Source organism: Sodalis sp. RH24 (assembly GCF_047324145.1).
In the GTDB taxonomy this organism is placed as follows: domain Bacteria; phylum Pseudomonadota; class Gammaproteobacteria; order Enterobacterales; family Enterobacteriaceae; genus Acerihabitans.
The window spans coordinates 4,053,021-4,065,403 of the sequence record NZ_CP178729.1 but is presented as its reverse complement, the minus strand read 5'-3'; the positions used below and the strand labels follow the sequence as shown (position 1 = coordinate 4,065,403).

Here is a 12,383-nt window from a genome sequence, read left to right as displayed (position 1 = left end):
ACGACTGGTATAATACCCTAATGTATCCTGATACCGGCGGCACACCAGCGCGGCATCCACCCGGCGGACCGGGTACTGAAAAAGCGCCCGTTCCCGGCCAGCACACAGGAGGCACGATGAAAAACCAGGATAAGGACAAAGGCGGACAGGAAGAGGCCGTCCGCCTTGATAAATGGCTTTGGGCGGCACGATTTTACAAAACCCGCGCCATCGCCCGGGAAATGGTGGAAGGCGGCAAAGTCCATTACAACGGACAGCGCACCAAACCCGGCAAAATCATGGAGAGCGGCGCGGAGATCACCCTGCGCCAGGGTGATGACGAACGCACCGTGGTGGCGCTTACCCTCACGGTACAGCGCCGGCCCGCCAGCGAAGCGCAACTGTTCTACCAGGAAACGGCGCAAAGCGTGGCCAAACGCGAAAAGCTGGCCGCCGCGCGCAAAATCAATGCCCAGAACGTGACCCACCCGGACCGGCGGCCGGATAAAAAAGAGCGCCGCAACCTGATTAAATTTAAATATGGCGAGTCGGGGGAATAAGCCCGCCGCCACCGGCAAGAGAGAGGATTATGGCCATTCACGACCAGCTACACCGTTATTTATTTGAAGATTATGCCGTGCGCGGTGAACTGGTTTCATTGCATGATACCTACCGGCAGGTCCTGGGCCAGCATGATTACCCGCCCAGCGTCAAAAACCTGCTGGGGGAAATGCTGGTGGTCACCAGCCTGCTGACCGCCACGCTGAAATTCAGCGGCGAGATTACCGTGCAACTGCAGGGCGACGGGCCGCTGCGCCTGGTGGTCATTAACGGCGATCACCAGCAGAATATGCGCGGCGTGGCGCGCATCGACGGCGACATCGCCGAAAACAGCACGCTCAGACAAATGGTCGGCAACGGCTACCTGGTCATTACGCTCACCCCGGATGAGGGCGAGCGTTACCAGGGCGTGGTGGGCCTGGAAGGAGAACACCTTGCCGATTGCCTGGAAAACTACTTCCTGCAGTCTGAACAGCTGCTGACCCGCCTGTTTATCCGTACCGGCGAAGCCAACGGCCAGGTCGCGGCCGCCGGTATGCTGCTACAGGTGCTGCCCGCGCGCGATGCCAGCCACGACGACTTTGACCGCCTGGCGCAGTTGACCGCCACAGTCAAGGCGGAAGAGCTGTTCACCCTGCCGGCCGATGACGTGTTATATCGCCTCTATCATCAGGATAAGGTATCGCTTTACCCCGCCCAGGACGTCCGTTTTCTTTGCACCTGCTCCCGGCAGCGTTGTGCTGACGCGCTGCTGACGCTGCCGGAGCATGAGCTTGATGAAATGCTCGATCAGGACGAAACCATCGACATGCATTGTGATTTCTGCGGTAGTCATTATGTCTTTACCGCCGGGGATGTCGCGGCGATAAAGTCAGACCGCACGGGCCCTGAGACACAATTACACTGAGATAGGCGCCGGCGGGCACAGGACAGATAGACTTGCCTATGGTAGCGCATGCTGAAGCTTTATTTATGCGTCAGCTCCCAATACAGTGTAAAACTTGCTGACGTCGGTTATTTCATGACCTACCTCTCGGTGATCCACTGGGTAACCCTTACAATCGCTACAGGTAATAATTTAAAGCTAAGGAGTCGTCATATGGCAAGTCATGGTATCAACGCGCAAGACCTGGTCGGCTATGGCATTACTAACTGTAGCGAGGTGATTTACAACCCGGATTTTGCCTTATTGTTCCAGGAAGAAACCGCCGATTCACTGCAAGGATTTGAGCGCGGCACCGTCACCAGCACCGGCGCCGTGGCCGTCGATACCGGTATCTTTACCGGCCGCTCGCCGAAGGACAAATACCTGGTGCGCGACGACGTAACGCGCGATACCGTCTGGTGGTCGGATCAGGGTAAAGGCAACAACGACAATCATCCGCTCAGTCAGGAGACCTGGAGCCACCTGAAACAACTCGTCGGCAACCAGCTGTCGGGCAAACGCCTGTTTATCGTGGATGCGTTTTGCGGCGCCAATGAAAACAGCCGGTTAAAGGTACGCTTTATCACCGAGGTGGCCTGGCAGGCGCACTTCGTCAAAAACATGTTTATCCGCCCCGATGAAGAGGAACTGCGGGACTTCAAACCTGATTTCGTGGTCATGAACGGGGCCAAATGCACCAATCCGGACTGGCAACAGCAGGGCATGCACTCGGAAAACTTTATCGCCTTTAACCTGACGGAACGGATGCAGCTGATTGGCGGCACCTGGTACGGCGGCGAAATGAAAAAAGGCATGTTCTCGATCATGAACTACCTGCTGCCGTTAAAAGGCATCGCCTCGATGCACTGCTCGGCCAATGTCGGCGCCGCCGAAGATGTCGCCATTTTCTTTGGCCTGTCGGGCACCGGCAAAACCACGCTGTCCACCGATCCGCACCGCCGGCTTATCGGCGACGATGAGCACGGCTGGGACGACGACGGCGTCTTTAACTTCGAGGGCGGCTGCTACGCCAAGACCATCCATCTGTCGGAGGAAGCCGAGCCGGAAATTTTCCACGCCATCCGCCGCGACGCCCTGCTGGAAAACGTGGTTGTCCGGGCCGACGGCAGCGTAGACTTTGACGACGGCAGCAAAACCGAAAATACCCGCGTCTCATACCCTATCTACCATATCGAGAATATCGTCAAACCGGTATCGAAAGCGGGCCATGCGTCCAGGGTCATCTTCCTGACCGCCGACGCCTTCGGGGTACTGCCGCCGGTGGCCAGACTGACGGTGGAACAGGCGCAATATCACTTCCTGTCCGGCTTTACCGCCAAGCTTGCCGGCACCGAACGCGGCATCACCGCGCCGACCCCCACTTTCTCGGCCTGCTTCGGCGCGGCGTTCCTGTCGCTGCACCCGACCCAGTACGCGGAGGTACTGGCCAAACGCATGAACGCCGCCGGCGCCAAGGCCTATCTGGTGAATACCGGCTGGAACGGCACCGGTAAACGCATTTCCATCAAAAATACCCGCGCCATTATCGACGCGATCCTGAGCGGCGCTATCGACGATGCGGAAACCCTCACGCTACCGGTATTCAACCTGGCGGTGCCGATGACGCTGGCCGGCGTCGACAGCCAGATTCTCGACCCGCGCCATACCTACGCCGAACCCGGTCTGTGGCAGGAAAAGGCCGACGACCTGGCGAAACGGTTTATCACCAATTTTGATAAATACACCGACACGCCGGCAGGCAAGGCGCTGGTTAAAGCGGGACCGAAGCTTTAAGCACCCCGGCGCCGGGCTAAACCCCGGCGCGGTAAGCCCACTGACACCGGACGTAAATCCGGCGTGTTAAAGGCAGAGCGTGCCAATGGGGTCGAAGCGGCCATGGTTTTCCTGGCCGCCAGAGCGCCCCATGGCATGCTAGGCCCGCCAACGCCGAACCTAAAGCAGACGTGTTCAAGGGAGAGCGTGCCAATGGGGTCGAAGCGGCCATGGTTTTCCTGGCCGCCAGAGTGCCCCATGGCATGCTAGGCCCGCTGACACCGGGCTTAAATCCGGCGCTTGCCAGTCCACATCATGCCTCCGCGTAACGGAGGCTTTTTTTTGCCCCGCGGTCGTTGCCGCGGCGGGATTACGCCGTTTTCTTTACCGAGGTCACGACGGGAACGTCATGCGCATTCACAGGCAACGGCAGGTACGCGCGAATACGCAGGCCGCCGCGCTCGCTGCTGCCGATATCCAGCGTACCGTCGTGGGCGTCGACAATACGCTGCACAATAGCCAGCCCCAGCCCGGTGCCGCTGGTGCTGCGCGCGCTGTCCCCGCGCACGAAGGGCTGGAACAGATATTTCAGCTGCGAAGGTTCGATGCCCGGCCCATCGTCCTCCACCTCAAACCAAACCCGGTGCGCGTCCCGCCCGCTGTTCACGCGGATCCAGCCGTTACCGTAACGGGCTGCGTTAACCACCATATTCACCGCCGCCCGTTTAATCGACAACGGATTCACGTTAACAATCAGCTCATCATCGAACAGCGCGGTTTCGATAATACGTTCATAACCGCTTTCAGCCGCCACCACTTCCGCCAGGATGCCGTTCAGATCCGCCATCTCGGTCTGCATCTCCTGCCCGGTACGCAGATAATCGATAAATTGCTCGATAATGGCGTTACACTCTTCAATATCCTTATTGATCGACTCGGCCAGATAGCCATCCTCGGCGTTCATCATCTCGGTGGCCAGGCGGATACGCGTCAACGGCGTGCGCAAATCGTGGCTGACGCCGGCCATCAGCAGGGTCCGATCGTCGGCCAGCATCTTGACGCCGGAGGTCATCTGGTTAAACGCCCGGGTGACCGAACGCACCTCCGAGGCGCCGTATTCCCGCAGCGGCGGCGGTATAATGCCTTTGCCCACCTGCAGCGCGGCGTGCTCCAGGTCCACCAGCGGACGGTTCTGCATCCGGATAAACAACCAGGCGCCGCCTATTGCCAGCAGCATAATGGCCAGGGTATAGCGGAATAAAGGCGAAAAATCGCCCTGATGGATTTCTGTTAACGGAATGCGCACCCAGATATCCGGCGACAGCCAGGTCTTCAGCCAGACCACCGGCGAATTCTTGGTGACCTCCACCCGCACATCGGTGGGGCCGCCGAGCTGCTGCGCCATCTGCTGGCTGAGGAACTCATAATGCTGAGCCCACCGCAGCCCGCTGTCCTCGGCCGCTGCATTGGTATAAAGGGAAATGCCCAACTCCCGGTAAATCTCGCGCCGGAACGCCGGCGGGACTTCAAGCAGCGTACCGTCCTCAAGCTGCAGACGGTCGGTCATCAGCATGCGCACTTCGTACGCCAGCACTTTATTGAACTGCTGCAGGCTGGGTAATATCGCGAAATTCAGTACCACAAGATAGGTCGTCACCAGGCTGACGAACAGCAGGGTAACGATTAACAACAGACTCCGTGCAAAAGAACTGCGCGGAGAGAAGCGCCATCGCCTCATGCTTTACTGCCGTCCGGCACGAATACGTATCCCAAACCCCAAACGGTCTGGATATAGCGCGGGTGGGCGGGGTCTTCCTCGACCATACGGCGCAGGCGGGAAATCTGCACGTCTATGGAGCGCTCCATGGCGCTGTACTCCCGGCCACGGGCCAGGTTCATCAGCTTATCGCGCGATAACGGCTCGCGGGGATGGCTTACCAGCGCCTTAAGTACCGCGAATTCGCCGCTGGTCAACGGCATGGGCTCATCCTCGCGGAACATCTCGCGGGTGCCGAGATTCAGCTTGAATTTACCGAAGGCGATAATCGCCTCTTCCTGCGAAGGCGCGCCCGGCAGCTCATTGGCCTGGCGCCTGAGCACCGCGCGGATGCGCGCCAGTAGCTCGCGGGGATTAAAGGGCTTGGGAATATAGTCGTCAGCGCCGATTTCCAGACCGACGATCCGATCCACCTCTTCGCCTTTGGCCGTGACCATAATGATCGGCATCGGATTGCTCTGGCTGCGCAGCCGGCGGCAAATGGACAGGCCATCCTCGCCCGGCAGCATCAGGTCCAGCACCATCAGATGGAAGGACTCGCGCGTCAGCAGGCGATCCATCTGCTCGGCATTGGCGACGCTGCGCACCTGGAATCCCTGTTCGGTTAAATAACGCTCCAGCAGGGCCCTTAAACGCATATCATCGTCCACGACCAGAATCTTGTAATTCTCTTGCATTGTTCTCTCTCCCAAAGGCGATACGCCCGTAAGCGTATTGTTCAGAAACCTGTAAGGCACTGACAGCGGTTTCAGGTGTATATTCTAAGCAAAATTGTTACAAAGCATATGGAAATACGTAGTTATCCACATATTCGGCAAAAAAAAGCGCTTTATGACGATCATCGCCGGTCTTTACCGGTATTTATCCACAAATGCCGGCATGACGATAATTAAACCGACCGGGTAGGATGATTGTTCACTTTACCCCTGGCAAAGTAAACCTTAGCGGCCTTATATTTCGCATATTTCATTTATTCTCCCAACGGTTCCTGATAAGAAATTTTATTCACATACCAGGTTTTTAAACCGGTGGGCGTGGCGACCACCGCTTCATCGTCCACCGCTTTTTTGATTAAAGCCCGCGCCATGGGGGAATCAATGGAAATATAAGATTTGTGCTTGAAGATTTCATCCGGCCCGGCAATGCGGAAGCGGAGCCGCTCACCCTGATCATTTTCCACCTCCACCCAGGCGCCGAAAAATACCCGGCCTTCCTGCTGCGGCGAATAATCCACGACCCGCGCTTCTTTTAGTACCCGGCGCAAATAGCGCACCCGGCGATCGATTTCACGCAGGATCTTTTTGTTGTAATGATAATCGGCGTTTTCGCTGCGATCGCCAAGACTGGCGGCCCAGGACACCTTTTCGGTAATTTCGGGACGATAGTGCTTCCAGAGGTGATCTAACTCTTCCTGGAGTTCCCGATAGCCCTGACGGGTAATTAGATTGGTTTTCATCGTGACCGTTTAGCAAATGTGAGAAGCCGTACCCGGGAAATATACCATAGACCGCCGCCTCGCGACGCTGCGCCGGCGCCCATCCCCGCGCCCCGGCCGCGGCTTCTTGAACAATCGCGCAATTTTCGCCGCTTACCGCGCCCGCATCCATCAGATGACTGGCATTTTGGCGGCGCAATACGTATAACTGTCCACTGCATAAGTAACCCATAACGTGATGACGAACAAAACAGAATGATGAATGATCCTTTGAATCGCCTCATTGCCGCCGAGCTGAAGGCCCGCCCGGAGCAGGTCGACGCCGCTATCCGCCTGCTGGACGAAGGCAATACCGTGCCTTTTATCTCGCGCTATCGTAAAGAGGTCACCGGCGGCCTGGACGATACCCAGTTGCGCCAGCTGGAAACCCGCCTTGGTTACCTGCGCGAGCTTGAGGAACGGCGCCAGACAATTCTGAAAGCCATAGACGATCAGGGCAAGCTGACCGAACAGCTGGCGACGGCTATCAACGGCACGCTGAGCAAAACCGAACTCGAGGATCTCTACCTGCCCTACAAGCTCAAACGCCGCACGCGCGGGCAAATCGCCCTTGAGGCCGGCCTCGAACCCCTGGCCGAGACCCTATGGCGGGATGCCAGCCGGCAGCCGGAAGACGTGGCCGCGGCGTATGTCGACGCCGAAAAAGGCGTGGCCGATGTCAAGGCGGCGCTGGACGGCGCGCGTTATATCCTGATGGAGCGTTTTGCCGAAGACGCGGCGCTGCTGGCGAAAATCCGCCATTACCTATGGAAAAACGCCCATCTCGTGGCCAGCGTGATTGCCGGCAAAGAAGAGGAAGGCGCCAAGTTCCGCGATTATTTTGCCCATCACGAGCCGCTGGCGCAGGTGCCCTCCCACCGTGCCCTGGCTATGTTCCGCGGCCGTAACGAGGGTATTTTGCAACTTTCGCTGAATGCCGATCCGCATTCGGACGAGCCGCCGCGTGAAAGCCACTGCGAGCAGATGATTATCGATCACTTGCAGGTGCGCCTCAATCAGGCCCCGGGCGACGCCTGGCGCCGGGCGGTGATTAACTGGACCTGGCGCATCAAGATCCTGCTGCACCTGGAAACCGAACTGATGGGCAGCATCCGCGAAAAAGCCGAAGAAGAGGCCATCCAGGTCTTTGCCCGCAATATGCACGACCTGATGATGGCCGCGCCGGCGGGCCTGCGTCCGACCATGGGACTGGATCCGGGGCTGCGCACCGGCGTCAAGGTGGCGGTGGTGGACGCCACCGGCAAGCTGGTGGCCACCGATACCATCTATCCTCATACCGGCCAGACGGCAAAAGCCGTGGCGGCGGTGGCGGCCCTGTGCCTGAAGCATCAGGTGGAACTGGTGGCCATCGGCAACGGCACCGCGTCCCGGGAAACCGAACGCTTTTTCGCCCTGGTCAAGGAACAGTTCCCCAAGGTCACCGCGCAGAAGGTGATTGTCAGCGAGGCCGGGGCATCGGTCTATTCCGCCTCGGAGCTGGCGGCGCTGGAATTCCCCGACCTGGACGTCTCGCTGCGCGGCGCGGTGTCCATCGCCCGCCGGTTGCAGGATCCGCTGGCGGAACTGGTCAAGATCGACCCGAAATCCATCGGCGTCGGCCAGTATCAGCATGACGTCAGCCAAAGCCTGCTGGCGAAAAAGCTCGATACGGTGGTGGAGGACTGCGTGAACGCCGTCGGCGTGGATCTGAATACCGCCTCGGTGCCGCTGTTGACCCGGGTGGCGGGACTGACGCGCATGATGGCGCAGAATATCGTGAACTGGCGCGATGAAAACGGCCGTTTCCGCGATCGCAGCCAGTTGCTGAAAGTGGGCCGGCTCGGGCCGAAAGCCTTTGAACAATGCGCCGGGTTCCTGCGCATCAACCATGGCGACAATCCGCTGGACGCCTCCACCGTGCATCCGGAAAGCTATCCGGTGGTAGAGCGCATCCTCAAGGCCACCGAGCTTACCCTTGACAAGCTGCTGGGCAACGCGGGCGCGCTGCGCGGCATCGACCCGGTTCGCTTTACCGATGAGCGCGTCGGCCTGCCCACGGTGACCGATATTATCCGGGAACTGGAAAAACCGGGACGCGATCCGCGGCCGGAATTCAAGACCGCTACGTTCGCCGAGGGTGTGGAAACCCTGCAGGATTTAACCCTGGGCATGATACTGGAAGGCACCGTCACCAATGTCACCAACTTCGGCGCGTTCGTGGATATCGGCGTGCATCAGGACGGGTTGGTGCATATCTCCTCCCTGTCGGCGAGCTTTGTCGAGGACCCGCATAAAGTGGTCAAGGCCGGGGATATCGTCAAGGTGAAAGTGATGGACGTGGATTTGCCGCGCAAGCGTATCGCCCTGACCATGCGCCTGGACGAGCAGCCCGGCGAAACCTCAAGCCGTCGCGACGGCGGCGGCGATAAACGGCGCGACGCGCCTGCGCGTCCGGCGGCCAAACCCCGCCCCGGCAGCCCGTCCGCCGCCGGCAACAGCGTGCTAGGCGATGCACTGGCGGCCGCGCTCGGCAAAAAACGCTGAGGTCATCACTCTCCCCGCGGTGCCGGCGCGCGAGTCAATGCCGGCGCTGATTACCGGCGTGCGGCGCAAAACATCGCGCCGCTATTAATGAAGCTCCGGTTTAACATTCTTATTTCATCACATCAACATTCATAACGTTAATCCCGCTTATAATAACGTGACCGCCAAAAAAACACTCAACAAATATATTATATTAATAATGCATTAATATTATTTTGAAATAATAATTATTATTTCAATTAATGTATTCCTGCCTGCGCGAATCTATTTACGAATAAGTTTCATTTGCCAATGCGAGCCATTGATGTTAAAACAGGGAAATAAAATCAAAAAAAGCGTTTTTTATTGGGCGCAGGCTTTATTCAAAGAGCAGTACGTGAATTGTTTAAGAAGGTTATATGCAGCTGTTACCCCACCACCATTATGAAATTATCGGCTATGCCGCAGAGATAAGCCCGGCATACCGGCAAAAGCTATTGTCGCTGGGCATGCTGCCCGGCGCCTCTTTCCAGGTCATCCGCGTGGCGCCGCTGGGCGATCCGATCCAGATAGAGACACGCCGGATGCAGCTGGCGGTGCGCAGGAAGGATCTCTCCCAGCTGAGACTGGCCGTCCAGGCCTGACCCGGCCAGCCGTCCCCTGGTCCTGACGCCGAACGCGGTTCGCCCGATATAGGGATCATTTCTGTTTATGGATATTTACAGGCTATGAAAAAGCTCAGCATTGGTTTAATCGGTAATCCGAACGCCGGCAAAACCACGTTATTTAATCAATTAACCGGCGCGCACCAGCGGGTCGGCAATTGGGCCGGCGTCACGGTTGAACGTAAAGAGGGCTTTTTTGTCAGCGCTGGCCATCAGGTGGCGGTAATTGATTTACCGGGCACTTATTCATTAACCACCCTGTCGCCGCAATCCTCGCTTGACGAGCAAATAGCCTGTCGTTTTATATTCAGCGGGGAAGCCGACGTGCTGGTGAATGTGGTCGACGCCTCCAATCTTGAGCGCAACCTGTACCTGACCCTGCAGATCCTCGAGCTGGGCATTCCTTGCATCCTGGCGTTGAACATGCTGGATATCGCCGAAAATCAGCGGGTGGTCATTGATATCCCCATGCTGTCACGGCGGCTCGGTTGCCCGGTGGTGCCGCTGGTCTCCACCCGCGCCAGGGGCATCGGCGCGTTAAAACAGGCGATAACCCTGGGAGCGCGGCCGAGGGAACCATTCCAGGCGCCCTATCCGGCGGATATCCTGCGGGCGGTGCGGCATTTACTGCCCATGCTGCCGGCCGAACTGCCCAGGGTCCAGCGCCGCTGGCTGGCGCTGCAACTGCTGGAGGGGGATGTTTACGCCCGCGCCCGCTTCAGCGCCGCGGCCGGTCAGCTAGACCGGATGACGGCCACCCTGGCGGACGATCCGTCGCTGCTGATCGCCGATGCCCGTTATCGCGGCATCGCCGCGATCTGCACGGCGGCCAGCAACGGCCATCTGACGGCGGCAAACGCCATGACCGCCAGGCTTGACGCCGTGGTGCTTAACCGCTGGCTCGGGGTGCCCATCTTCTTTTTTGTCATGTACCTGATGTTCCTGCTGGCCATCAATGTCGGCGGCGCGCTGCAGCCGCTGTTTGACATCGGATCCGCCGCCCTGTTTGTCGACGGCGCCCAATGGCTCGGGCATACGCTGGCGTTTCCGCGCTGGCTGACGGTGTTCCTGGCCCAGGGCGTTGGCGGCGGCATTAATACGGTGCTGCCGCTGATTCCGCAAATCGGCATGATGTATCTGTTTCTCTCTTTCCTCGAGGATTCCGGCTACATGGCGCGCGCGGCGTTTGTCATGGACCGGATGATGCAAGCGCTCGGGCTGCCGGGCAAATCCTTCGTGCCGCTGATTGTCGGCTTCGGCTGCAACGTCCCCGCGGTGATGGGGGCGCGCACGCTGGATGCACACCGCGAACGCCTGATGACCATCATGATGGCGCCCTTTATGTCCTGCGGTGCCCGGCTGGCGATTTTCGCGGTGTTTGCCGCGGCGTTTTTCGGCCAGGAGGGGGCGACGGTGGTCTTTTCGCTCTATCTGCTCGGCATTGTCGTCGCGGTGCTGACCGGACTGATGCTCAAGCACACCATCATGCGTGGCGAGGCCATGCCGTTTATCATGGAGCTGCCGGTGTACCACGTGCCGCATCTCAAAAGCCTGCTGTTGCAAACCTGGCAAAAGCTCCAGGGATTTGTACTGCGCGCGGGCAAAGTGATTATCGTCGCCAGTATGTTTATCGGCGCGCTCAACAGTTTTTCGCTGCGCGGCGCGGCGGTGGATGATATTAACGACTCGGCGCTGGCGTCGGTCAGCAAAGTGCTGACGCCGCTGCTGGCGCCGATGGGCGTTCACGCGGATAACTGGCAGGCGACGGTGGGCCTGGTGACCGGCGCCATGGCCAAGGAAGTGGTGGTCGGCACGTTGAATACCCTATACACCGCCGAACATATCGCCGCCTCGCCCTTCGACCCGCAGCGTTTTGATCTGGCGGCGGAATTGACCGGTGCGCTGGCCGAAACGTGGCGCAACCTGAAAGACACCTTCAGCCTCAGCGTGCTGGCCAATCCGATTGAGGCCAGCAAAGGCGACGGCGAGATGAACGGGCGCTCCATGGGCGTGATGGCCGGAAAATTCGGCAACGCCGTTGCCGCCTACAGTTACCTGATTTTTGTGCTGCTGTATGTTCCCTGCGTGTCGGTGATGGGCGCCATCGCCCGTGAAAGCAGCCGGGGCTGGATGACGCTGTCCATCGTCTGGGGCGTTAACGTCGCTTATTCCCTGGCCACCCTGTTTTACCAGGCGGCGACATTCACCGCGCACCCGGCCTATAGCGCCCTTTGTATTGGCGTGGTCCTGCTGTTCAACATGGTGTTTATCGCAACGCTTTACCTGATGCGCCGCCGATTTGACGTTTCCCTGCCGCCGGACGGAGGATGCGCGCGCTGCGCCACGCCAACCGGCGGCGGTTGTCATTAAGGCGCGCCGCCGATGGCCGATCTGTTGCGATTACGCGATGCCCTGGCGCTCCGGGGCCAGGCCGACGCTCGCCAGTTAAGCGCGCAGCTCAATCTGTCCGCCGCCATGACGCAGGCCATGCTTGAACAACTGGTGATGATGGGCAAGGCTGAACGCCTGCGCGTCGCGGCGGGAGCCGACCTGCCTGCCGGGTGCCGGCACTGTCCCCAGGGCGGCGGTTGCCGAACGCCGGTTTACCGGCTGACGCCACGGCGGGATTAACCTTCCCGGCGCCGCCCCTCCCCCCCCCCGCTCCGCGCCGCAGCGTATCGGACTGCTCCGCAAATGTGTTTCCCC

10 protein-coding genes are annotated in these 12,383 nt (G+C 59.2%); 7 read left to right on the top strand and 3 right to left on the bottom strand.

The genetic code is table 11. The features are described from left to right. Positions 1–116 precede the first annotated feature (116 nt). From hslR to pckA, 3 genes are all read left to right on the top strand, one after another. Complete coding sequence (gene hslR, locus ACL2XG_RS18315) at positions 117–539, top strand: ribosome-associated heat shock protein Hsp15 (RefSeq protein WP_410013229.1); 423 nt, start codon at positions 117–119, stop codon at positions 537–539. A gap of 29 nt (positions 540–568) precedes the next feature. Further along, entirely contained in the window at positions 569–1,447 is an 879-nt protein-coding gene (gene hslO, locus ACL2XG_RS18310; RefSeq protein ID WP_410013228.1) for an Hsp33 family molecular chaperone HslO, read from the top strand. 192 nt (positions 1,448–1,639) lie between these two features. Further along, complete coding sequence (pckA, locus tag ACL2XG_RS18305) at positions 1,640–3,259, top strand: phosphoenolpyruvate carboxykinase (ATP) (RefSeq protein ID WP_413721578.1); 1,620 nt, start codon at positions 1,640–1,642, stop codon at positions 3,257–3,259. Positions 3,260–3,608: 349 nt separating this feature from the next. On the opposite strand, the gene envZ is transcribed toward pckA, so the two are convergent. From envZ to greB, 3 genes are all read right to left on the bottom strand, one after another. Beyond that, on the bottom strand, positions 3,609–4,976 hold the full coding sequence (gene envZ / locus ACL2XG_RS18300) for a two-component system sensor histidine kinase EnvZ (RefSeq protein WP_410013226.1): 1,368 nt from the start codon (positions 4,974–4,976) through the stop codon (positions 3,609–3,611). Continuing rightward, entirely contained in the window at positions 4,973–5,692 is a 720-nt protein-coding gene (gene ompR / locus ACL2XG_RS18295; RefSeq protein ID WP_003853014.1) for a two-component system response regulator OmpR, read from the bottom strand. The genes envZ and ompR overlap by 4 nt, the downstream gene beginning before the upstream one ends. 293 nt (positions 5,693–5,985) lie before the next feature. After that, positions 5,986–6,471, bottom strand: a complete 486-nt coding sequence (greB, locus tag ACL2XG_RS18290) for a transcription elongation factor GreB (protein WP_410013225.1) — start codon at positions 6,469–6,471, stop codon at positions 5,986–5,988. Between the two features lie 237 nt (positions 6,472–6,708). Here greB and ACL2XG_RS18285 point away from each other — a divergent pair, with 237 nt between their 5' ends. From ACL2XG_RS18285 to ACL2XG_RS18270, 4 genes are all read left to right on the top strand, one after another. Continuing rightward, positions 6,709–9,033, top strand: a complete 2,325-nt coding sequence (locus ACL2XG_RS18285; RefSeq protein WP_410016709.1) for a Tex family protein — start codon at positions 6,709–6,711, stop codon at positions 9,031–9,033. A gap of 398 nt (positions 9,034–9,431) precedes the next feature. Beyond that, positions 9,432–9,656, top strand: a complete 225-nt coding sequence (gene feoA / locus ACL2XG_RS18280) for a ferrous iron transporter A (protein ID WP_413721579.1) — start codon at positions 9,432–9,434, stop codon at positions 9,654–9,656. Between the two features lie 84 nt (positions 9,657–9,740). After that, a complete protein-coding gene (gene feoB / locus ACL2XG_RS18275) occupies positions 9,741–12,047 on the top strand; it encodes a Fe(2+) transporter permease subunit FeoB (RefSeq protein ID WP_410013223.1) in 2,307 nt (768 codons plus the stop codon). A gap of 12 nt (positions 12,048–12,059) precedes the next feature. After that, positions 12,060–12,308, top strand: coding sequence for a FeoC-like transcriptional regulator (locus ACL2XG_RS18270; RefSeq protein WP_410013222.1), 249 nt, complete (start codon positions 12,060–12,062; stop codon positions 12,306–12,308). The last annotated feature ends 75 nt before the right edge of the window (positions 12,309–12,383 follow it).